Raw genomic sequence first — 21,546 nt, forward strand, 5'->3', positions numbered from 1 at the left:
CATTCGGAAACGCTCGGGCGCGAACGTTAAACGTGTCGAAACCCCGATTCCGCCGGTCATCGTTCAGGCAGTTCGGCGTCCCGCACCCGTAAACTGTTTTCAGCCCCGTGGCGTTGTGACACGTATGAGCGACTTCGACAAGGAAGCCGAACGCGAGAAACTCCGCGAGAAGTTCGAGCAGGAGGAGGACAACCGAGCAGCGACCGAACAGATGAGCGAGCTCCTGTTGAAGGGCGCGACCATGACGAACGCCCACTGCAGCGACTGTGGCGACCCCATCTTCCGCTACGACGGCCAGGAGTTCTGTCCCACCTGCCAGAAGCCGGTCGCCCGGGACACACAGGCAAACGGCGCGGACGCCCCGGACGCTGACGAACAGGCCGACGACGGCGACCGCATCGAGGTCGCCGACCCCAGCGACGAGGCCCACGTGCAGTTCGGCGACGCCGACGAGGCAGCGACCGAGCCGGGCGCTGCCGGCGACGCCGACGAGCAGGAGACCGCATCTGCCGGGGCCGACTCCCCTTCGTCACCGCCCGAGGCGGCGTCCGCACCGTCGGCGGACGACCCGACCGCTCCACCCGAAGCGGGGGGTGACCGGTCGACCCAGCCGTCCGGCCACTCGGAGCCAGCGCCACAGACCGCCCGAGCGGGCGCTTCCCCGGAGCCTGACCAGCCGACGCCGAACGCACAGTCCCGTGAGACGGCGTCACAGAACCCCCCTGTTTCCGCTCGACGCACTTCCTCCGACGCCGACGACGTCGCGGCCCACATGGAGGCGGCGTCCGCGTTGCTGGCCGAGACCGCGCACCGATTCGCCGAGCGTGCCGCCGCGACGGAGAATCCCCGCGAGGCCCGCGAGCACCTCGAAGCGGCGCGAGAAGCGGCGGAGGCGCTGGACGCGGCGCGGTTCTAGGCGTCGTAGTCGCTGGCGACGACTTCCCGAATCCGGGCGGCGGTCACTTCGCCGATGCCGGCGACTTCGAGCAGGGCGTCTTCCTCGGCGGTCATCACCGCCTCGACGCTGCCGAAGTGTTCGAGCAGCGTTCGGGCGGTCACCGGCCCGACCTCGGCGATGGCGGCGACGACGTACTCCTGTTGCTCGGGGAGGGTCTTGGACTGCTTCTCGCCGTGGACGCTCACCTCCCGGTCGGCCGTCTCCTGCTCCCGCCCGGCGATGACTTCCAGCAGGTCGGCGGTCTCTGCCTCGTCACTGGTCCGTAACACGCTCGCGCCGAAATCGACCGCCAGCGACGCGAGCGCCCCCTGAATCGCCTTGTGGTGGACGTTCCGCGCGCCGAAGAGGTCCTCGCCCTCGATGACGACCACGGGGCGGGCGTAGTGGCGGGTGGCGTCGCCGACCTGCTCGAACATCGAGCGGTCGCCGCCGGTCAGCGTGTCCATGAAGTCCGCGACGGTCTTGCGCTCGACGACCACCCGGTCCGAGAGGACGTAGTCGCCGACAGCCAGCGTCTCGAGTCGCGTCTCGACGCCATCCCGCGTCGAGAGGTCGCGGGCGATAGTCGAGTCGAGTTCGCGCTGGTCGGCGACGATTTCGACGCCGTCGTCGCTGCCGGCGCTGGCGACCGTCCCCTCGTCGTCGCCTTGCCCGCCGCTCTCGCCGCTATCCGCCGCCGACGCTTCCGCGAAGGCGTCCAGTCCGGCCTGGCCGTCGCCCTCGGCGGCCGTGGCACCCCTCGCGTTTCCGGTGGAATCCCCTCGCCCTGTGGCGGTCTCCGCATCGCTGGTTCCACCCGAAGCGGCCCCCTCGGCGTCGGCCTCCTCGTACTCGTCGAGCCCGGTCTGGTCGAGGCGGGCCTCCAGTTCCCCGGCGACACTCTTGAGTTCGTTCAGCTCGCGTTTCATCCGCTTCTGGTCGTTTCTGGCCTTCCAGAAGTACGCCTCGTCGCGGGTGTCCTCGGCCAGCAGGACGACGACCCGGCCCTCGGCCTGCCGGCCGGTCCGGCCCTTGCGCTGGATGGCCCGAATCGCGGTCGGGACGGGCTCGTAGAACAGCACGAGGTCGACCTCGGGGACGTCTAGGCCCTCCTCGGCGACGGAGGTGGAGACGAGCACCTCGAACTCGCCGTTCCGGAAGCGGTCCAGCGTCTCCTGTTGCTGGGTCTGTGTCATCCCCTCGCTGCCGTCGGTGTCGCTCTGCCCGACGAACTTCTCGGTCGTGAAGTGGTCCGAGAGGAAGTCCACGAGCGTCTCGGCGGTGTCCCGCGACTCCGTGAACACGATGACGCGCTCGCCGTTCTCGATGCCGAGCGTCTCCGCGAGCAGCATCCGGGTCTGGCGGAACTTCGGGTGGAGGTCGTCGTAGGACTCGGCTTTGCGCATCGCCTCGCGGACCTTCGGCTCGCTGACCAGACGCTGGTCGGCCTTCGACGCGCCGGAGGAGCGGGCGGCCTCCTTCAGGCGCTCGAAGTACCGCCGCAGGGACTCGACGCTCTGGGTCTCGACGTAGGTGACGGCTGTCCGGAGCTTCCGGATTTCGGCGAGCAGGCTCATCCCCTGGTATCCCTCGCTCTGGTCGTTGTTCATCAGCTTCCGGAGGTCGGCCTGCATCCCCTGAATCTCCCGCTCGGAGAGGTCCGCCGAGGACTTGTTCGTCACGCCCAGGTCCTTCAGCTGCGACAGGCGGTCTTCGATGACTTCGTTGATCCCGTCCCGAATCTCGACGACGACCTCGGGGAGTTCGATGCGGTTCCAGTCGACGCTGGTGTCGTGGGTGTACTCGGCCACGTCGGCGTCGTCCTCGGTCATCACTGCGACCTCGCTAAGCCCGAGGTTCTCACACACTTCGAGGATGGCCTCCTCGTCGTCGCCGGGCGAGGCGCTCATCCCCGTCACCAGCGGGTTCTCGGCGTCGGCGTGGTAGCGGTCGGCGATGTAGTTGTAGGCGTAGTCGCCGGTCGCGCGGTGGCACTCGTCGAAGGTGCAGTGGGTCACGTCCGCCAGCGAGACGCGGTTGCCGACGAGGTCGTTCTCGACGACCTGCGGCGTCGCGATGACGACCCGGGCGTCTTCCCAGAGGGCGGCGCGGTCGTCGGGGCGGACCTCGCCGGTGAAGACGACGACCTCCTCGGGGTCGAGTTCCAGCGCCTCGCGGTAGAACTCGGCGTGTTGCTGGACCAGCGGCTTCGTCGGGGCCAGCATGAGCGACTTTCCGCCGACGGAGCTGAGTCGCTCGGCGGTCACCAGCAGCGAGACCGTCGTCTTGCCCAGGCCGGTCGGGAGACAGACCAGCGTGTGGTCGCCGCTGGCCGTCTCCGCCAGTTCGGTCTGGTAGCGGCGGTTCTCCAGGAACTCCGGCGTCACCAGCGGGCGCTCGACGTGCTCGCCACCGGCGTCGGTGGTCGCCATTACCCACGCGTTCGTCCCGCCGGTGGTTAAGGGTTCAGATACCGCGGTGAAAGTGAACGGCGGCCGGTCAGAACGGGAGGTACCGGACGCCGACCCACATCGCCAGCGCGCCCAGCACCGGAATCGAGAAGTTGTCGTCGACGACGTAGCCGGCGATGCGGGGCTTGACCCCGTCGGCGAACGTCGCCGCGATACCGCCGAGGACGGCGGCCGCGGGGGGGACGAACGGGGCCGCGAGCAGCGTGCAGACGCCGAACATCACCAGCAGGACCCAGGCCTGCTTGACGTTACTGGCGTCGCCCGAGCCCAGCAGGCCGCTGATGGGGTCGCCGATGGCGAGCATCAGCATCGCCGGGACGGCGACGTCGGTCGTCACGCTCGGCAGTTCGACGGCGAAGGCGACGATAGCTATCCCGACGATGTACAGCGCGTAGCCGGCGGGGTTGTCCTGCTCGTACTCCCGGGTGAGCCGGTCGTACACCACCCAGTCCAGCCCGGTCGTCAGCCGCACCGCTTCCAGAACGATGACGACGACCAGCGCCACGGCCAGGAACCCCTGGACGACGCGCCACGTCACGAGGTCCGGCCAGCCGAGGTGTGCCAGCGGGACCGTCGCGCCGGTGACGTGAACGAGCCGCCGGGATACCTCGTCGGCCATCTACAGGTCGTCGAAGGTGCGGTCGCCGGTGCTGAGCTGTTCGAGCGTCTCCGCCAGCCCGTCGACGGGGAGCCGCTTCTGTTCTGTCGTGTCCCGCTCGCGGACGGTGACAGTGTCTTCCTCCAGGCTCTCGTAGTCGACGGTGACGCAGTAGGGGGTCCCCACCTCGTCTTGGCGGCGGTAGCGCCGGCCGATGGCCCCGGAGTCGTCGTAGGTGACCGAGAGGCCGGCGGTCCGGAGGTCGTCGGCGATTTCGCGGGCCAGGTCGTCCATGCCGTCCTTGTCCATCAGCGGGAAGACGCCGACCGTCGTCGGGGCCTGTTCCGCCGGCAGCGAGAGGTACGTCCGCTCCTCGCCGTCGACCTCGTCGGTCTCGTAGGAGTGTGCGAGGACGGTGTAGATGATTCGGCTCACCCCGAAAGAGGGTTCGACGACGTGTGGCCGGACGTGTTCGCCGTTCTCGGTCACCTCGTCGACGCTGAAGTTCGTCTCCGCGACGGGGACGGTGTAGTCCTCACCGTCGACCTCCACGGTCACCTCGTCCGCGTCGAAGGCGTCCGGGTTCCGCTCGGCCAGCGCTTCGAGCGCGTCGGCGACCGCGCCGGCCGACCCGCCGAACTCCGGCCCGAGGTAGCTCATGTCGGGGTCGACGGTGGCCCGTTCGACGGTGACGGGCTCGTCGTACTGCTTGAAGACGGTGAAGTCCTCGCCGGAGTGCTCGGCGTGCTTCGAGAGGTCGTAGTCGCCCCGATACGCGAAGCCGGTTATCTCTATCCAGTCGCCGTCGACCTCGCTCTCGGCGTCCCAGCAGTCGGAGGCGTAGTGGGCCCGCTCGCCGGCGAGGTGCTGACGGTAGCGGAACCGGTCCATGTCGACGCCGATGCGCTCGTACCATCCCTTGGAGACGCCGAGGTAGTAGGCGACCCACTCGCTCTCGACGACGCCCTCGTCGACGGCCTCACGGACGGTGAGTTCGCGCTGGCCGCCGTCCGCGGCCTGCTGCTCGGCGGCAGAGTACAGCGGGAGCGTCACGTCGGCGACCTCGGAAAGCGGCGGCTCGTCTTCCTCGGGGTCGACGAAGTGCTCCAGTTCGGCCTGCGTGAACTCCCGGACGCGGACGAGCGACTTGCGGGGCGAGATTTCGTTCCGGTAGGCCTTCCCGATTTGCGCGACGCCGAACGGAAGCTGGTTCCGGGCGTACTCCGAGAGCTGGGGGAACTCGACGAAGATGCCCTGGGCGGTCTCCGGGCGGAGGTAGCCCGGCGACGACGACCCCGGTCCGATGTTGGTCTCGAACATGAGGTTGAAGTTGTCGACCGGCCGGTCGGCCAGGGACGCGTGACAGGAGGGACACTCGATGCCGTGCTCGGCGATGAGCTCCATGACCTCCTCGTTCGGCAGGGACTCGGCCTCTTCGATGTCGGTGTTGTCCTCGACGAGGTGGTCGGCGCGGTGGGTCGCGCCACACTCGCCACATTCGACTATCATGTCGTCGAAGCCATCGAGATGGCCCGACGCCTCGAAGACGGGCTCGGGCATCACGTCGGGGGCGGAGATTTCCTGGTGGCCCTCCTTGACGACGTAGCGGTCCCGCCAGGCGTCCTCGACGTTCGATTTCAGCGCAGCGCCCTGCGGGCCGTAAGTCCAAAAGCCCGCCGCGCCGCCGTAGGCGCTCGACGAGGGGAAGTAGAAGCCGCGACGCTTGGCCAGCTCGGTGAGCCGTTCGCCCTCGCTCATAGCCCTCGCAGCAGGTCGACGTCGCGCACGATACCGGTGAGTTCGTCACCGGACAGCAGCGGTATCTGCTCGATGTCGTGCTCTATCATCAGCTGTGCCGCCTCCTCGGCGGTGCGGCGCTTGTTCACCGTCACGACGTCGGCGGTCATGAACTCGCGGACGGGCTCGACCGGGAGCTCGACGTTTCGCGTGGGCATGTACCGCCCGCCGACGGCCTTGATGCCCTCCCAGGCCCAGTCGTCGTCCTGGTTGGCGATGGAGTCGCCGGTGTCGTCCTCGCCCTCGACGACCCGGGCGACCGCAATGATGTCGACCTCGGTGAGCATCCCCGACATGTCGCCGTCGTCCCCGAGGACGACGCCGTAGGGGACGTTCGCGTGGGAGAGTTCCCGCTCGGCGACGGTCAGTGGCGTCTCCTCGTAGACGCAGTTGATGTCCCGGTTGGCGAGGTCGCCGACGACCGTGTCGCCGCCGACGTCGCCGTTGGCGATGGACCGAATCACGTCGGTCACCGTGATGATGCCCTCCAGTCGGCCGTCGACGATAGGCAGCCGGCGTTCGCCGTCTTCGAGCATCACCCGGGCGGCGTCTTCGATGGCTGTGTCCCCACTAATCGTCGGGACCTCCTCGACGAGCAGGGCGAGCTGGTCCTCGTCGGGGTTCGCGATGAGCGCGTCACGTGAGATAATCCCTCTGAACTCCTCGCCCTCGTCGGTCTCCTTGATGACCGGAACCGACGAGAAGGCCCGCTCCTGGAGGTACTCCAGAACGTCGTCACGGGTGCCGGGGATGGTGACCGTGACGACCTCCGAGCGTGGCGTCATAGCGTCTGCGACGTTCATACTGCCAGAACTTCCTGCCCGCATCTACTAAGTCCTTAACATCCGTCCGTTTTCCCCGCTCGGGTCCCGGAGTGGGCGACCACTGACTGGCACCGGCGGCCGGGCTGGCGCTGTCCGCGAACCCGACTGACTCCGAACAAATTCGCATTCTGCCATATCGAAGCCCCGTGCCGGGACACGAGTAGAACGCCCGTCTCGACCCGTTTGTGGTTGAATTGTAAGGGTATACCTGCACTGACCAGCGACCCACTCTCCCCCGTCCTGACAGTATCTGGACTATTGTCAGACTGTTGGCCGGCGCTCGTAGCTCTCCCCTCTATGGGTTTCGCTAAATTTTTATACGGTTGTTACATATTATCATGCATGGAGTCGAACACTGTCGCTCCGGTCGAGACGGCTGCGGACGGGGACATCATGGCGTCCGTCGAGGAAGGGCCGACGGACCAGTTCATCGTCGCTGACGTGACCCGGGACGACGCCTATCTCACACTTCCGCTCGCGGACGCGGCCTCGCTGCCGGCCTGGCGATAGGCCGCTTGCCCGGTTCGTTTCTTCCCGCTCCCTCGCTCACAGCGGACGCCACGAGTGGTGCGGTTTTCTGCACCTGTGGCCGCTCGGCGGAGAAAACAAGCGTTATGCCGCCCCAGTAAGTTCGGTTCGGTATGAAGGTACTCGTTACGGACCCTATCGCCGACGCCGGCCTCACACGCCTCCGTGAGGCGGGTCACGACGTCGAAACAGCCTACGAGGTCGAGGGCGAGGCGCTCCTCGAAGCGGTGGCCGACGCGAATGCGCTCATCGTCCGCTCCGGCACCGAAGTCACCGAGGAGGTGTTCGCGGCCGCGCCCGACCTCATCATCGTCGGCCGGGCCGGCATCGGCGTCGACAACATCGACATCGACGCTGCCACCGACCACGGCGTCATCGTCGCCAACGCCCCCGAGGGCAACGTCCGCGCCGCCGCCGAACACTCCGTCGCCATGGCGTTTGCCACCGCTCGCTCCATCCCGCAGGCCCACGACCGCCTGAAAAGCGGCGAGTGGGCCAAAGGCGAGTTCCTGGGCACGGAGGTCAACAACAAGACGCTGGGCGTCGTCGGCTTCGGCCGCGTCGGCCAGCAGGTCGCCAAGCGACTGGGCAGTCTGGGCATGGACATCGTCACGTTCGACCCCTACATCAGCCAGGAGCGGGCCGACCAGTTCGGCGCGGAACTGGTCGACGACCTCGAGGACTGCCTCGCCAAGTCCGACTTCATCACCATCCACACGCCGCTGACCCCCGAGACAGAGAACATGATCGGCGAAGAGGAACTCGCCGAACTCGAGGGCGGCTACGTCGTCAACTGCGCCCGCGGCGGCATCATCGACGAGGCGGCCCTCGCCGAGGCGGTCGAGGACGGCGTCCTGAAGGGTGCGGCGCTCGACGTGTTCGGCGAGGAACCCCTCCCGGAAGACAGCCCGCTGCTCGGCGTCGAGGACATCATCGTCACGCCCCACCTGGGCGCGTCGACGGAGGCGGCACAGGAGAACGTCGCCACCTCCACGGCCGACCAGATAATCGCCGCGGCCAACGGCCAGCCCGTCGCCAACGCCCTGAACGCGCCGTCGCTCGACGAGGCGACGTTCCGGGAGGTCGGGCCGTACCTCGACCTCGCCGACACCGCCGGCCGCATCGCCGTCCAGCTGTTCGGCGGCCACATGGCCGAAGTCGAGGTCACCTACGCTGGCGACATCGCCGAGCAGGACGTCGAGTACGTTACGGCCAGCGCGCTGAAGGGCGTGTTCGCCCCCTCGGACCTCCAGGTCAACGCCGTCAACGCCCCCCAGATAGCCGAGGAGCGGGGCATCGACGTGACCGAGTCCAAGACCCGCACCTCCGAGGACTACCAGAGCCTCATCACCGTCACCGTCTCCGACGGCGAGGAGTCCGTTTCGGTCTGTGGGACCCAGTTCGGCGGCGAGGAACCCCGCATCGTCCGCATCGACGACCACCGCATCGAGGCGGTCCCCCACGGCCACATGCTCGTCGTCCGCAACCGCGACGAGCCCGGCACCATCGGCTTCATCGGCACGGTGCTTGGCGACGCAGACATCAACATCGCCGGGATGTTCAACGGCCGCGAGACCATCGGCGGGGAGGCCCTGTCCGTCTACAACCTCGACGAACAGCCGCCACAGGACATCATCGAGCGGCTGAACGACGACAGCCGCATCATCGAGACGACCTACGTCGCACTCGGCGACGAGTAACGCCGTTCTCCGAGCCCGCGGCCTATTTGCCGTCGATGACCCGCTCGTAGCGGTCGACGACGGCCTGGCGGTGTTCCCGCTCCCGTTCGAGTTCGGTTTCTAGCGAGGCCACCCGCGAGCGCAACAGCGCTATCTGTATCTGATAGATGGTGCTGGGCGTCTGTCGGGGCGGGGGTAACGGGGTCCCCGACCGGTCCCCGGAGTCGATAGGCGGCGCTGAATCGCGGGACGAAGCCATACCCGTCGTCAGGACCGCCACCGGCAAAAACACCCGTCGGACGGCCGTCACGCGCCCGTCAGTCACCTTGAGAGGTCCGGTGTCGGTACGTCGCCGACACCCAACAGTTCGGCGAACGGCGGATTCATCGCCCTGATTGCAGGTCGCTGAGAACGCGGTCCGAATTTAAACCCCGACACGAACACAGACGCACCCGCTGAGACATCCCGTCTGACAGGCTGATCCGATCAGGCGTCCCGAGGACGGTCCCGGGACGGCTCACATGAAGTCCGCAATACCTGACTGTTTGTTGTGGTCGTTCTCGAACACCGACTCGATTTTCCGCTCCAGGATTTTGAGTCGCTGTTTCGTGTAGTCCCGCGCGCCGAACTCGTCGGCGACGCGGATGGCCGTGTCGATGTACTTGTTGACCGACCCCTCGTGGACCGTGAGGTTCACTCGGCCGCCACACTCCCGGCAGTCGCCGGTCAGCGGGGCGCGCCGGAACGACTCCCCGCAGTCCAGACACCGGACCTCCTGCCTGGAGAACGCCCGGAGGTTCCCGATGAGGTCCGGCAGGAAGTGGTACTCGATGATGCGCTCGGCCACGTCGCTCTCGACGACGGCCCGGAGCTTCCGGGAAATCTCCAGTTGGGCGTCCATCTTGTCCTCCATCGACCCGAGCGTCTTGTACGCCGAGAGGTCCGGCCCCGCCGCGATGTTGGCCGTGTCGTGAGTGTGGCGGAACTCGGTGTACTCCCGGTCGGTCCCCAGCGTCTCCTCGGCGATTTTCATCACGTCCTCGACCGCCGTCGGGTCTTTCATCTCGCGGGTGGCCTCGTAGAACTCCCGGGGGTACGACTCCATGATGTCCATGTTGTGGGCCTCGTCGTCGATTTCGCTCGGGTCGATGCGCGAGGACATCACCAGCGGCGCGTCCATCTGCCCACCGCGCTGGTTCGGCAGATAGGACTTCGAGAAGTTCAGCAGGCCGTCCATCAGGAGCATGACGCAGTCTTCGTCGCCGTCACACTGCTTTTGCGAGGTGTCGTTCGCAATCAACGAGTGCGTGTCAGCAACGGTGAGACAGTACGTGTGGTCGGCGTCTGACTGGGCCGTCGTGACGTCGGTAATCTCGTCGACGAAATACTCACCGCTCCCGCCGTCGAAGACCCGCCGCCCGGACGGTGCCGTCTCCGTAACGTGTTTGGCCAGTCGATTCCGTTTTCGCGAGAGATGTAAGTCGACCGTCTCCGCGAAACGAACGGCATCGGTCGACGTGATGTGGAGAACGTACGATGGTGCCGACATCGATTCGTCGTCGATATCGTAGAAGTCCGGGAATTTCTCGACGAGCGGAACGGGATCGGTGGTAGTGACACGTGCCGTGATCCCAAGGCGAGTGAGCAAGGCGAACAGGTCCTCTTTCAGTTCCCGACTGACCGTCGTCGCCGATACCTCTAGGGCGTTCTTGGCAACCGTCCCGTCACCGCTGAAATAGCCGCTGAGATACGCGGCGACGAGACTATCGGGCGCGTCGAATATGCACGGCGGCACTCGCTTGTCCTTCGAACCCGTTCCACAACCGAGCACCGTCTCGAAGAACACGCGCGGCAGTCGCCCCGAAACGGTGACTTTCACATCGTTCTCTCGGTAGGCGTTGACGCCGAGCGCATCCTCGAACGCTTCGACAAAGAAGTCACGTGCCTCTGTTTCGTCTCCCGAGATCGTCGTCTGATGAATCGTCCCTTTCGCCGTCGACTGCTCACGAGCGAATCCCTCTGCCGCGTAGTAGCCAAGTAACGTCGCGAGTTCCTCGTCGAGCCCGACGAACCGGTCGATTTCGACGGAGTCGCGCTTCATGCCGAGCCCAATGTCTTCCGGGAGTCGCTCGACGACGGCCTCTCCCGTGCCGACCAAGTCGACCAGCAGAGAGACGGGCAGACTCTCCCGGTAGACGTAGTTGCTCAGTGCCTTCTTGCTGAGCCCAAGAAACTCTGCTGTGCTCTTCAATGGATAGAACGTCCCCTCCCAATCTGCTTCGAGCGCCTCCGTAAAGAAGTCGTAGAGCTCCTCTTTGTCCAGGCCTTTCACCATGAGTGACTCGTTGGGGACGTCGTCGCAGTCGATGAACTCTTCGAGGAGATCGAACCGAGCACCGGTGCCTTCGATGTCGACCGCTTTGGGTTTCACTAGCGAATCTGACGTGGTAAGTTCGCTCGCCCGTTTACTCGTGAGTCCGTCGCCGTCGAAGACGTGCATCTCGTGGTCGGGCGTTACTGTGACCTCACGACCGCTCCGCGTTTCGACGGTGATGAGATGGTCGGGTGACGGGTGTTTTGACACAGCTTCGACCGGTTTCCGAACGACGTTCCCGTCTTCGTCCAGCGAGGGCACCCGAACCTCCCCGTCGAGCTCCGTAACGAGCGTGCCGAAGTCGTCTTCCGTTTGGTCGTCCAGGCGTTCCTCGACGAACGCCGCGATATCGTCGTAGCGCCACTTGTCGCTCTCGTTCTCGTACCAGAGTTTCGTCTCCGGATGGAAGCAGTTCCGACGCTTAGCCGCGTGAAAATACGGATGTGCATACCCTACGGCCGCTGATGTGAAGCCGACGACGCGACCGACGGTCGCAGCGCTGGTGTGGGGGGCCATCCCGAACACGAGTTCGCCGACGAGGTCCTCGCGGTCGTCGAACTCGTAGAACCGCTCCAGCCCGTAGTACTGTTCGAGGAGGTCGTCGACGAAGCGGGCGGTCTGGAGCATGTGTTCGGCCGCGCCATCCGAGAGGACGATGTCCTGGACCTTCAGTTCGACCAGTTGGTCGTCGTGGGTCAGCGGGTCGCCGTGGATGTCCTCCTCGTAGCCCAGCCCGCGGAGCCGCTCGGCGGAGACGTCCAGTTCCGAGGCCCGGACCGCCGTCACCGGCAGGTCAGTCATGTCGTAGCGCACCGTGCCGTCCTTGAACGCCGACACGTCGTGTTTCGCCCGGAGGACGCCCTTCTCCATCGGCTCCGGGACCTTCTCCTCGGAGGTGAGCCCCTTGACGGCTTTCAGCTGTTCGAAGGCCGTCTCGCGTTCGCCGACGGTCTGCAGGGCGTCCCGATACGCTTCCTGCAGGTCAAGCGTCTTGTACTGGGTCGGCGAGGCGAGCGTCTCACAGCGGGCACACTCCGCGCGGCCGGACTCGTCGCGCTCGACCTCGGCCTCGCAGTCGGGACAGACGTACACCGGCTCGGTGGTGCCGCCACACTCGGGACAGCCCGCCTGGTGGGTCTCGGTCCCGCAGTCGGGACAACGCCGACGGGCGATTTCCACCTCGACGCGGCCGGGCGTGTCGCTCATCCCGTCGGCGTGTTTCGTCGCCTTCGCCACGTCCCGCTGTGCGCCCCCGGCCTCGCCGATGGGGCTGAGCGTGTGGACGGCCGGCGAGAGGTCACGGCGCTCGGATTTCTCCGGGCGGCCCATCCGGTTGCCGATGCGTGTCGGCGCGCGCTCGCGGACCTCGAAGGGCGCGATTTCGTTGACGGCCTCGATAGCGTTTTGCCCGTCTTCGGGTTCGGCGTCGTCCGCGACACCGATGGCGTCGACCGACTCGCTCTCGCCGTATGTCCGCGCGTCCGCCGAGAGGTCAGCGCGAGTCCAGTCCCGCTCCAGCGAGCGGTCGAACCCGAGCGTCCGAACCAGCGGCACCCAGTCCGTGACGGTGATGGTCTCGTCACCCTGGGTGTGTTCGACGAGCAGGTGCTCCAGTGTCTCCCGGACGGCGTCGGTCCGGGGCAGGACGAGCGCGCCGTCGTCGGTGTGGGCGGCGGCCGCGTTCTCCGCCTCGGGGTCGGCGTACGCGCCGTCGGCCTGGGCGACGTGGCCGTCCCCGACGGCGTCGGCGAGCGCACACACCTGGTCGACGCTCACGTCGTGCCAGAGGTAGGTGTACTTCGGGTGCAACGGGGCGTCGTACTCGGTGGCCCACTCGATGGCCTCGTCGGCGCTCGGGTCGGCCAGGTCGGTATGGGGCGAGTCCCGCATCGCCTGTACGTCCGCGCCGCCGGCGTCGAGGTCCTGCTCCCACCACTCGACGGTGTAGGAGGCCGGCGCGAGCGGATGGTTGTTCTCGACGAACTCCCCGTAGTTGACCAGGTACTCCCCGAGGTCGAGTATCTTTTCGACGCCGTTGCGCACCTCCAGGGCCTCCTCGGCGTCGTCGATGCGGCGCACGTCGCCGTTGGCGAGGCGCACGGTCGGTCCCTCGATGGTGTCGACCGGGACGACCCCGGCGGCTTTCCCCGGCCGCTCGGTCTTGATCTGCGTGCCGGTCGCCAGGAAGTCGTCGACGAGGTGCATCGTCGCCGGGTGGACGCCCGCCGTCGCGAAGCCGTGGTTTCTCGCGCGGCCGTAGCGCAGTCGGAACCCGCCCGCCTTCGACGGGTGGGAGAACACCGGCCGGCCGGCGATGAGGTCCCGGAGGTACTTCTCCGCGGGCTCGACGCGTGGCGGTCCGGCCTGCTCGCTGGTGTCCTCGCCGTCGGCGTCCCCGCCTTCGCTCGCGTCGTCGCCGCTCGCGTCCTCTGTGTCCTCCTCCTTGTCGGCTTCGTCCTTGCCGATGGTCCCGTCGATGAGGTCCTGGAGCCACGGCCAGTCGACCTCGTCGAGGTTCCGCGTGTAGCGCTGAATCTTCGGCGCTTTCAGCGCGATGCCCTCGGCCAGCACCAGACACATCCCGCCCCGGGGCGAGTTCGAGTCGACGCGTTCGAGGTCGCGGTACCCGGACACCTCCTCGTCGCCGGTCGCCTCGCCGTCGAGCATGATAGGCATGTGCTCGGCGATGAACTTCGTCTCCTTCTCCTTCGGGGAGTACTGCAGGCCGGTGTCCTTGTCGTAGAGGTCGATTTCCTCGGCGTACCGGCCGATTTCCTCCTCGCGGGCCTTGTACTGGTCGATGCCCAACAGTGCGCGGGCGTAGTCCGCGACCAGCACCGAGAGGGCCTGGGCCGTCCCGCCGGCGGAGCGAATCGGGCCGGCGTAGTAGACGTTGATGAACTCCGTGCCGTCGTCGTTTTCCAGCAGTTCGACGCGGTCGATACCCTCGATGGGGGCGGCGACGACCCCCTCGGTCAGCAGGGCGACGGCGGTCCGGACCGCGCCCTCGACTTTCCCCTCGCGGCTGTCGTAGTCGCCGACGGTCCCCTCGACGAAGTCCTCGACCAGCTCCAGGGCGGCCTCCTCGCGGGACATCTGGCCCTCGAGTTCGCGGACCCGCTCGGCGACACCGTCGATGCCGAGGATGTTCTCGACGCGGTCGGCCATGTCCCGGGCGGTCGGAATCTCGACCTCGGGCTTCGGGTCGCCGCCCCGCTCCTTGGCCCGTTCGGCCACGTCGAAGGCGGCTTCGAGCTGGGTTTCTAGCGTTTCGAAGTACTGTTCGTCGGCCTCCCGCATCTTAGATGTTCCAGAGGTCCAGGTCGGTCGGTTCGTCGTGTTCCCGCCGTAGCTCCGTGTCGAACCCGCGGACGTACAGTTCGCCGGCCCAGACGGTACCGGCGTTCAGGTGGCCGGCGACCGCCTCGCCGTCGGGCCGGGAGAGGACGGCGTGGGTGTGGGCGAACCGCTCCCCGTCCAGGTGCGAGATGTTGCCCATGCAGGCGGCGACCTCCAGGGGCTCGTCGAAGGTCAGCGAGTCGTACTCGGTGCGGTCCTGGTCGTAGAACATCAGCTCGGCGTCCTGGACCGCCCCGAGACCGTAGAAGAAGCCGGCGTCGATGCCCTGTTCGTCCGCGAAGGACTCTATCTGGGCGCGCCAGTCCCCGCCGTGGTCCAGCCGGCAGACGAACTCGGACGTACTGTCGACTTCGCGGTAATCCATATCTGTAGCCGACGGCAGGCCGCTCCAAAAGCGTTGCTTTCGGACCGACCGTTTATCTCCGAAGCCGGGACCACCCCCGCCGTGACGTAGCCACGGCCCGGCGCGTCCAGCGGTCGCGCGGCACACCGCGCCGGGTTCGACGCGTGCCGCCTGTTCGCCACCATCGGGAACGTCGACCGTCCGACACCGACCAGCGCTACGCCGGCAGCGACACCCGGCTGACCGGCTGACTCCGGTCGGCGTCGTAGAAGGCGAGTTCGTCGACGGTCCACCGGACCGGCTCGACGGCCCGCTCGACCAGCCGCGCGGCCGCGTCGCGGTCCCCGCCGCGGGCGACGGTCACGTGCGGGACGTACGCCTCGCCCTCCATCCCCTCGACGGGGTCGAACCGCCCACAGAGCCGCTCGTGCAGGTCGACCAGTCCGGGGCTCTCGACGGCGAGGTACACCACCGGCGACGGACCGGTCACGGCCGTCTCGAATAGCTCGGCGCCGGAAACCTCCGCCTCGAACGCCGGCTGGCCGCGGAGCGCCTCGCGCCCCTGCGCTTCTAGCCGAGCGTACGCCGCGTGGTCGCCGTCGCCCAGTCGCTTGGCGACGAGCGTGTGTTCGCCCCGGCCACGCCGCTGTGCGAGCGGCAGTTCGGCCGCGAGGTCGGCCGCCAGCGACGTGACCGCCGACGGGAGCGGGACGTTGATGCTGTACACACCGCGTGGGTCGCCCGCTGTGGGCAAAAAGCGCGCGGTCCTACAGCCGGTCGAGCAGCCACAGGACGATGAGGACGACGAGGACGACCCCGAGTAGCGGCTGGAGCGGGCCGAGTAGCCAGCCCAACAGCCCCAACACCCCGCCGACGATTTCCAGCACCAGCCAGACGATGACCAGCGCGAGGACGATTTTCAGCAGCGAGTCCACGTCGAGTTTGGCTCTGTCCATGCTCGACACGACTCCGTCGCGGGGCAAACCCCTTGTGGCCGCGTAGACTGGCGATTCGTGTCGGGCCCGGACGACTGAGACGCAGGGTCGCCGACTATCAGTTCACACAATCGGCAATAAACGATATACCTGCCGAGGGGATAGCCGCGGTAGGATGGGCCGGACCGTTGGGACGCTGGTAGCCGTACTCGCCGTGACAGCACTGCTCGTACCGACCGCGACCGGGGTCGGTTTCGGCGGTCTCGAACAGCAGTCGGTCGACCCGGACGTGGTCGTGATGACTGCGGACGTGGCCCCCGATGGGACTGCCGATTGGACGGTCGCCTACCGGATTCGGCTGGACGACGACAACGCCACGCAGGCGTTCGAGGACCTGCGGGCGGACGTTCGGGCCGACTCCTCGGCGTACACGGACCGGTTCAGGGACCGGATGCAACGCACCGCCGGGGCCGCCGAAAACACGACCGGCCGCGGGATGGCCATCGAGAACGTCACCGTGAGCGCGCGCGAAGAGACGTTCGGCCAGACCTACGGCGTCGTCACCTACCGGTTCCGGTGGACGAACTTCGCCGCCGTCTCCGGCGACCGCATCGAAATCGGCGACGCGCTCTCGGGGCTGTTTCTGGACGCCGAGACCTCGCTGACCGTGCGCTGGCCGGCGGACTACCGGGCCGACTCCGTCGCCCCCGCGGCCGACGAACGGGGCAACGGCTCGGTCACCTGGCGGGGGCAACAGGAGTTCGGAGCCAGCGAGCCGCGGGTGGTCGTCAGTCCGGGCGACGCTGGCGGTGACAGCGGGGCGAACGGGCTCCTCGTCGGTGGCGTTCTCGCGCTCGTCGGTATCGCTGTCGCGGCGTACGCGCTCAAGCGGTACGGCGCGTTCGGTGGCGGTGAGCAAGCCGAGCCGCCGGCGTCGATGGTCGACTCGGACGATTCCGAAGCGGAGACCGCGGCTGGCACCGACGCCGATGCCGGCGAACCGCCGGCGGAACTGCTAAGCAACGAGGAGCAGGTCCTGCAACTGCTCGAATCGAACGGCGGGCGGCTCAAACAGCAGCAGGTGGCTGGGGAACTCGACTGGACCGACGCCAAGACGAGTCAGGTCATCGGTGGCCTGCGCGACGAGGACAAGGTCGAGACGTTCCGCATCGGCCGGGAGAACGTCGTGACGCTCCCCGATACCGACGTGACCGGTGCGAGCGGTGACGGGGGCGACGGCTCCGACGAGACACAGTAATAAAGCTACCGACAGTTTAGCGGGGCCTACGGTTCAGAACCGTCGCTGTAGTGCGGTTTTAATCCGGCTTAATCGGCGCTAACCCGGACCCATCGACTCCTATTTATAGGGTATTCGGGGGCCAAGTACGGAGCGTAATGAGACGAGCGACTCCGGTCGTGCTGGCAGTGGTGCTCGTGGTGGGCACCCTCGCCGCGGTGCCCGCCGCGACGATGGCACAGGAGACCGACACGGTGACCGAACAGGCCGACGCGAACGCGACGCCCCCCGGCGCACAACTGGCGGGCGTCGTCAGCGTCCAGGGGGCCGAAATAGACGGTGAAGTACAGTCCCGCACGTTCGGCATCCGCGTTGCACAGGCAAACACCGACGACGCGAAGGCCGCCGTCGTCGCCGACCAGCTGAACGACTCCGAGGCCCGCCTCGCGGAACTCCAACAGCGCAAACGGGCGCTCGAACGGGCCCGCGAGAACGGGTCGATGAGCGAGGGCGAGTACCGAGCGAAGGCCGCACAGCTCCACGCTGAGACGAAGACCGTCCAGCGGCTGACCAACGAAACGAACGAGACCGCCAGCCGGCTCCCCGCCGAAGCCCTGGAGCGGAAGGGCGTCGACGCGTCGGCAATCCAGGCCCTCTCACAGCGCGCGAACGAACTGAGCGGCCCCGAAGTGGCCGCCATCGCACGGGGCATCGCCGGCCCGGGCGTCGGCCAGCAGGCTCGGCCTGACAGCGCACGCGACCGTGGCGGCGACGTAGCGACTCGAACCGAGGCGGACGACCGACCCACCGACCGCGAGCGGACGCCGATGAGCGACCGGCCTGCCGGCAGTGACGCAATCAACGAGACGGCGACCGACGGCGCGGAACCCGAAGCCCCGACCGGGAGCAACGGAGCCGACGCCGGCGGCCAACGGAGCGGCTGAGAAGGACGCTTGCAGCCGGGTACACCGGGCTGTGCCCTGCTCCCCGTCACCGCGGCAGAACCGCGACCCCCGGAACGTGTGTCTGGGGACCTCACACACGCCACTGCCAACACGGAAACTATTAGTACTCGACTCACACAGCAGAAAGTACATGACGCGGCCCCCTCGTACCACGACGCTCGCTTCGGACAGCGAGGGGTCCGTCCGTTTCTCCCCACGCCGGCGACGACGACCGGGCCGTTTCTAGGCCCACTACTACTCACTCTTCATTCGACAGGTTCGCTTCGTCGCCAGACACCGTCGTCGTCGGTTCGGCGGACACTCGGTCGCTGCTGACCGGAAACCGACAGGCACACCACGGCACCAATCCAGAACACATCCATGCCAGAAGGAAACGGAACCGTCGCGCTCGCGTTCTCGGGCGGGCTCGACACGACAGTCTGCGTATCGCTGCTGAAAGAGGAGTACGGCTACGACGAGGTCGTCGGCGTCACCGTCGACGTCGGCCAGCCCGATTACGAGTTCGAGGAGGCCGAGGAGACGGCCGAGGCGCTGGGCGTTGAGCAGTTCGTCGTCGACGCCAAGGCGGAGTTCGCCGACCTCTGTATCGAGGCCGTGAAGGCCAACGCCGACTACCAGGGCTACCCGCTCGGGACCGCCCTCGCGCGCCCGGTCATCGCCAAGGCTATCCTCGAAGTCGCAGAAGAGGAGGGCTGTTCGGCCGTCGCCCACGGCTGTACCGGCAAGGGCAACGACCAACTGCGCTTCGAGGCCATCTGGCGCGACTCCGACCTCGACGTCATCGCGCCGGTCCGCGAACTCGGGCTGACCCGCGAGTGGGAAAACGAGTACGCGGCGGAGAAGGGCCTGCCCGTCGAGGGCGGCGACGGCGGCCGCTACTCCATCGACACGAACCTCTGGAGCCGCTCCATCGAGGGCTCCGAACTCGAGGACCCGAGCACCATCCCCGACGACGACATCTACAAGTGGACCGAGAACCCCTCGGACAAGGACGCTGAACTCGTCGACATCGAGTTCGAGGAGGGCGAGGCCGTCGCCGTCGACGGCGAGGCCCTCGACACCGTCTCGCTCATCGAACAGCTCAACGAGCAGGCCGGGGCCCACGGCATCGGCCGCACGGACATGATGGAAGACCGCATGCTCGGGCTGAAGGTCCGCGAGAACTACGAGCACCCCGCGGCCACGGTCCTGCTGACGGCCCACGAGGCGCTCGAAGGCCTCGTCCTCACGCAGGAGGAGCGCCAGTTCAAGGCTCAGGTCGACCAGGAGTGGTCCCAGAAGGCCTACCAGGGCCTCGTCGACGCGCCGCTGACGGGCGCACTCGAAGCGTTCATCGACGACACGAACGAGCGCGTCACCGGCAGCGTCACCGTGAAGCTCGAGGGCGGGCACTGCCGCCCGGTCTCGCGCGAGTCCGACTACGCGGTCTACAGCGAGTCCGCGGCCTCCTTCGACGAGGAGGACGTCTCCGGCGGCATCACCCAGCAGGACGCCACCGGCGTCGCGAAGTACCACGGATTCCAGTCCCGTCTCGCCAACAAGATTCTCGAAGACGTGAAGAAAGGCGCGGCCGTCACCGACGGCAGCGGCGAGGGTACGGAGGAGTAAACGGATGAGCGACGGCGGGGACCGCGACGCGGACGAGGCCAACGGCGGCGAGGCCGCGGCTGACGCGAATGCCGACGGCGACGAGACCGTCGTCCGCCGCGAGCGCTTCGCTGGCGGCCCCGCCCGCTCGTTCCTCTCCTCGCTCGCCGACGACGAGCGCATCTTCGCGGCCGACCTGGCCGTCGACCGCGCCCACGTCGTGATGCTCGCGGAGCGGGAGATAATCGACCGCGAGACGGCCGGCGAGATTCTCGCCGCGCTCGACGGCGTCGAGGCGTCCGGCCACGGCGCGCTCCCCGACGGCGAGGACGTCCACGAGGCCATCGAGAGCGCGGTCATCGACCGCGTCGGGCAGTCGGGCGGGAAGATGCACACCGCCCGCTCGCGCAACGACGAGGTGGCGGCCTGCATCCGGTACCGCCTGCGCGAGGACGTGCTCGATCTGGTCGAGACCGTCATCGGGGCCCGCGAGCAGTTGCTCGACGTGGCCCGCACCGAGCGCGAGACGGTGATGCCAGGCTACACGCACCTCCAGCCCGCACAGCCGACGACGGTCGCACACTGGGTCCTGTCCTACGAGCAGGCGCTCCAGCGCGACACCGCGCGGCTGCTCGATGCCTACGGGCGAATCAATCAGAACCCGCTCGGCTCGGCCGCCTTCGCCGGGACGCCGTTCGACGTGGACCGCGAGCGAACCGCGGAACTGCTCGGGTTCGAGTCGGTCGCGGAGAACTCGATGGACGCCTCGGCGACCCGTGACTTCCTCGTCGAGACGACGAGCGCCGTCGCGACGCTGGCGACGACGCTGTCGGGGCTGGCCGAGGACGTGGTCGTGATGGCGAGCAAGGGCCACGTCGACCTCCACGACGACTACGCGTCCACGTCGTCGATCATGCCCCAGAAGAAGAACCCCGACACGCTGGAACTGGTCCGCGGTCGCACAGGCGACGCCGTCGCCGGGCTGAACGGCCTGCTGACCAACCTCAAGGGCCAGCCCCGCGCCTACAACCGCGACCTCCAGCGCGCCGGCCGCCACGCCTGGGACGCCATCGACAGCGTCACCGAGAGCGTGGAAGTAGCCGCCGGCGCGGTCGCGACGGCCGACTGGCCTGCCGAGACACTTGAAGCCGCGGCCACCGACGGGTTCGCGACTGCGACTGGCGTGGCCGACCTGCTGGCGATGGCCGGCGTCCCCTTCAGGACGGCCCACGAGGTCGTCGCCGAGGCGGCCGCGGGCCTGGGTCCCGACGAGGACGCGCCCGACTACGCGGCGCTGTCGGCCGTCGCCGAGGACGTGCTGGGCAAACCCCTGTCGGCGTACGTCGACCGGGAGGCGCTGGAGGCCGCGCTCGACCCCACGGAAAGTGTCGCCATGCGGGACTCTCGCGGCGGACCGGCCCCCGAAGCCGTCGCCGAGCAGGTGGCGACGGCAGCGGACGCGCTCGCGGTGGACAGCGACGCGCTGGCCGACCGCCGGCATGCGGTTTCACGGGCGGCCGACCGCCGCCGGACGGAGGTGGACCGATATGTCTGAGCGACCACCGTCCCCTCGCGGGACAATTATGCCATAATTCTGATATACAATTCAGTAACGTCGCGGATTCGGGAGCTTTACACCGTTAGGGCGTAGTCTGTGTAGTAAATTTATTCTGATATGTTCGAAGGCTTTAAGTGGGTCGCTATCACAGGATGAACCACAATGGCAGAATGCATCGAGTGCGGGGCCGACGTGACCCTGCACGACGACCTCGAAGTCGGAGAGATTGTCGACTGTGCGACCTGTGGTGCCGAACTGGAAGTCGTCGGCACGGACCCCGTCGAGCTCGACAGCGCGCCCGAGCTCGAAGAGGACTGGGGTGAGTGAGGTGTTCGCGGTGGCGCGGCGCACTG

The 21,546-nt window shown here is 67.5% G+C and carries 17 protein-coding genes; 8 read left to right on the forward strand and 9 right to left on the reverse strand.

The window, feature by feature from the left end; genetic code table 11:
- The first annotated feature begins 124 nt into the window (after positions 1-124).
- Entirely contained in the window at positions 125-916 is a 792-nt protein-coding gene (locus tag VI123_RS01160; RefSeq protein ID WP_336336244.1) for an Sjogren's syndrome/scleroderma autoantigen 1 family protein, read from the forward strand.
- Here the strand turns inward: VI123_RS01160 and VI123_RS01165 are convergent.
- From VI123_RS01165 to VI123_RS01180, 4 genes are all read right to left on the reverse strand, one after another.
- Positions 913-3,369, reverse strand: a complete 2,457-nt coding sequence (locus tag VI123_RS01165; RefSeq protein ID WP_336336245.1) for a DEAD/DEAH box helicase — start codon at positions 3,367-3,369, stop codon at positions 913-915. The genes VI123_RS01160 and VI123_RS01165 overlap by 4 nt on opposite strands.
- Positions 3,370-3,436: 67 nt before the next feature.
- A complete protein-coding gene (locus tag VI123_RS01170) occupies positions 3,437-4,027 on the reverse strand; it encodes a dolichol kinase (protein ID WP_336336246.1) in 591 nt (196 codons plus the stop codon).
- The gene (gene glyS / locus VI123_RS01175) at positions 4,028-5,764 is read right to left on the reverse strand and encodes a glycine--tRNA ligase (RefSeq protein WP_336336247.1); all 1,737 of its coding nucleotides are present in this window, start codon (positions 5,762-5,764) and stop codon (positions 4,028-4,030) included.
- The gene (locus VI123_RS01180; protein ID WP_336336248.1) at positions 5,761-6,606 is read right to left on the reverse strand and encodes a CBS domain-containing protein; all 846 of its coding nucleotides are present in this window, start codon (positions 6,604-6,606) and stop codon (positions 5,761-5,763) included. Before VI123_RS01180 ends, glyS begins: the two co-directional genes overlap by 4 nt.
- Before the next feature lie 363 nt (positions 6,607-6,969).
- On the opposite strand from VI123_RS01180, the gene VI123_RS01185 reads away from it, so the two are divergent.
- Positions 6,970-7,137 carry a DUF7556 family protein gene (locus VI123_RS01185; RefSeq protein WP_336336249.1) on the forward strand — a complete coding sequence of 56 codons (168 nt, stop codon included), beginning with the start codon at positions 6,970-6,972 and terminating at the stop codon, positions 7,135-7,137.
- Positions 7,138-7,268: 131 nt separating this feature from the next.
- Entirely contained in the window at positions 7,269-8,855 is a 1,587-nt protein-coding gene (serA, locus tag VI123_RS01190) for a phosphoglycerate dehydrogenase (protein WP_336336250.1), read from the forward strand.
- A 22-nt stretch (positions 8,856-8,877) separates the two neighbouring features.
- Here serA and VI123_RS01195 read toward each other — a convergent pair whose 3' ends face one another.
- The 5 genes from VI123_RS01195 to VI123_RS01215 form a co-directional block, all read right to left on the reverse strand.
- The gene (locus tag VI123_RS01195) at positions 8,878-9,093 is read right to left on the reverse strand and encodes a hypothetical protein (RefSeq protein ID WP_336336251.1); all 216 of its coding nucleotides are present in this window, start codon (positions 9,091-9,093) and stop codon (positions 8,878-8,880) included.
- Between the two features lie 258 nt (positions 9,094-9,351).
- Entirely contained in the window at positions 9,352-14,508 is a 5,157-nt protein-coding gene (locus VI123_RS01200; protein WP_336336252.1) for a DNA polymerase II large subunit, read from the reverse strand.
- Position 14,509: 1 nt separating this feature from the next.
- On the reverse strand, positions 14,510-14,932 hold the full coding sequence (locus VI123_RS01205) for a PPC domain-containing DNA-binding protein (protein WP_336336253.1): 423 nt from the start codon (positions 14,930-14,932) through the stop codon (positions 14,510-14,512).
- 196 nt (positions 14,933-15,128) lie between these two features.
- Positions 15,129-15,638 (reverse strand): 2'-5' RNA ligase family protein, encoded by a 510-nt coding sequence (locus VI123_RS01210; RefSeq protein ID WP_336336254.1) that lies wholly within the window; start codon positions 15,636-15,638, stop codon positions 15,129-15,131.
- Positions 15,639-15,678: 40 nt separating this feature from the next.
- On the reverse strand, positions 15,679-15,867 hold the full coding sequence (locus VI123_RS01215; RefSeq protein ID WP_336336255.1) for a DUF7554 family protein: 189 nt from the start codon (positions 15,865-15,867) through the stop codon (positions 15,679-15,681).
- A gap of 154 nt (positions 15,868-16,021) precedes the next feature.
- Between VI123_RS01215 and VI123_RS01220 the strand changes: the two genes are divergently transcribed.
- The 5 genes from VI123_RS01220 (at position 16,022) to lysW (ending at position 21,520) form a co-directional block, all read left to right on the forward strand.
- The gene (locus VI123_RS01220; RefSeq protein WP_336336256.1) at positions 16,022-17,104 is read left to right on the forward strand and encodes a helix-turn-helix transcriptional regulator; all 1,083 of its coding nucleotides are present in this window, start codon (positions 16,022-16,024) and stop codon (positions 17,102-17,104) included.
- 137 nt (positions 17,105-17,241) lie between these two features.
- On the forward strand, positions 17,242-18,027 hold the full coding sequence (locus VI123_RS01225) for a hypothetical protein (protein ID WP_336336257.1): 786 nt from the start codon (positions 17,242-17,244) through the stop codon (positions 18,025-18,027).
- A gap of 381 nt (positions 18,028-18,408) precedes the next feature.
- Positions 18,409-19,656, forward strand: a complete 1,248-nt coding sequence (locus VI123_RS01230) for an argininosuccinate synthase (protein WP_336336258.1) — start codon at positions 18,409-18,411, stop codon at positions 19,654-19,656.
- Between the two features lie 4 nt (positions 19,657-19,660).
- Complete coding sequence (argH, locus tag VI123_RS01235; protein ID WP_336336259.1) at positions 19,661-21,190, forward strand: argininosuccinate lyase; 1,530 nt, start codon at positions 19,661-19,663, stop codon at positions 21,188-21,190.
- A gap of 165 nt (positions 21,191-21,355) precedes the next feature.
- Entirely contained in the window at positions 21,356-21,520 is a 165-nt protein-coding gene (gene lysW / locus VI123_RS01240) for a lysine biosynthesis protein LysW (protein ID WP_162413528.1), read from the forward strand.
- Positions 21,521-21,546: the final 26 nt, after the last annotated feature.

Origin of the sequence: Haloarcula sp. DT43, from assembly GCF_037078405.1 — an archaeon.
Classification (GTDB): domain Archaea; phylum Halobacteriota; class Halobacteria; order Halobacteriales; family Haloarculaceae; genus Haloarcula; species Haloarcula brevis.

Excerpts from the sequence above, each read along its gene's own strand:
- VI123_RS01180 (WP_336336248.1), bottom strand. The coding sequence starts at position 6,606 with ATGAACGTCGCAGACGCTATGACGCCACGCTCGGAGGTCGTCACGGTC.
- VI123_RS01220 (WP_336336256.1), top strand. The coding sequence starts at position 16,022 with ATGGGCCGGACCGTTGGGACGCTGGTAGCCGTACTCGCCGTGACAGCA.
- VI123_RS01230 (WP_336336258.1), top strand. The coding sequence starts at position 18,409 with ATGCCAGAAGGAAACGGAACCGTCGCGCTCGCGTTCTCGGGCGGGCTC.
- VI123_RS01160 (WP_336336244.1), top strand. The coding sequence starts at position 125 with ATGAGCGACTTCGACAAGGAAGCCGAACGCGAGAAACTCCGCGAGAAG.
- VI123_RS01215 (WP_336336255.1), bottom strand. The coding sequence starts at position 15,867 with ATGGACAGAGCCAAACTCGACGTGGACTCGCTGCTGAAAATCGTCCTC.
- argH (WP_336336259.1), top strand. The coding sequence starts at position 19,661 with ATGAGCGACGGCGGGGACCGCGACGCGGACGAGGCCAACGGCGGCGAG.
- glyS (WP_336336247.1), bottom strand. The coding sequence starts at position 5,764 with ATGAGCGAGGGCGAACGGCTCACCGAGCTGGCCAAGCGTCGCGGCTTC.
- VI123_RS01200 (WP_336336252.1), bottom strand. The coding sequence starts at position 14,508 with ATGCGGGAGGCCGACGAACAGTACTTCGAAACGCTAGAAACCCAGCTC.
- VI123_RS01195 (WP_336336251.1), bottom strand. The coding sequence starts at position 9,093 with ATGGCTTCGTCCCGCGATTCAGCGCCGCCTATCGACTCCGGGGACCGG.
- lysW (WP_162413528.1), top strand. The coding sequence starts at position 21,356 with ATGGCAGAATGCATCGAGTGCGGGGCCGACGTGACCCTGCACGACGAC.
- VI123_RS01185 (WP_336336249.1), top strand. The coding sequence starts at position 6,970 with ATGGAGTCGAACACTGTCGCTCCGGTCGAGACGGCTGCGGACGGGGAC.
- VI123_RS01225 (WP_336336257.1), top strand. The coding sequence starts at position 17,242 with ATGAGACGAGCGACTCCGGTCGTGCTGGCAGTGGTGCTCGTGGTGGGC.
- VI123_RS01170 (WP_336336246.1), bottom strand. The coding sequence starts at position 4,027 with ATGGCCGACGAGGTATCCCGGCGGCTCGTTCACGTCACCGGCGCGACG.
- serA (WP_336336250.1), top strand. The coding sequence starts at position 7,269 with ATGAAGGTACTCGTTACGGACCCTATCGCCGACGCCGGCCTCACACGC.
- VI123_RS01205 (WP_336336253.1), bottom strand. The coding sequence starts at position 14,932 with ATGGATTACCGCGAAGTCGACAGTACGTCCGAGTTCGTCTGCCGGCTG.
- VI123_RS01165 (WP_336336245.1), bottom strand. The coding sequence starts at position 3,369 with ATGGCGACCACCGACGCCGGTGGCGAGCACGTCGAGCGCCCGCTGGTG.